At 80.5% G+C, this 272-nt stretch carries 1 pseudogene; it reads right to left on the bottom strand.

The features are described 5' to 3' along the window. Nucleotides 1-272 (bottom strand): annotated as a pseudogene (locus DZG00_RS16810) (PIG-L family deacetylase); the annotation flags it as partial.

Here is a 272-nt window from a genome sequence, read left to right as displayed (position 1 = left end):
GCATCCGCCGCCCGCCGCCGCGCGCCCTCCGCCAGCGCCCCGCCGAGCGAGGCGTCGTCGCGCTCGGCGTGGTGCTGCCGCACGTACAGCTCGAGGTCGGCGACGCGCTTGGCGTGATCCGCGTCCTGCGCGAGCGGCGCCGGCCCGAGCGCGTGCGCCACGTGCGTCAGCGTGTCCTCCGCAGCCCGGGCGACGACGGCGCGCACCCGCTTGGCGAGCAGCCGCCCCTCCTCGCCCGAGGCGAGCCCGCGGTCGACCAGCGCGGCGGCCTC

The organism is Clavibacter lycopersici, assembly GCF_003576405.1.
Taxonomy (GTDB): domain Bacteria; phylum Actinomycetota; class Actinomycetes; order Actinomycetales; family Microbacteriaceae; genus Clavibacter; species Clavibacter lycopersici.
The sequence above is the reverse complement of the archived record's forward strand: the minus strand, read 5'-3'. Positions and strand labels throughout refer to the sequence as shown.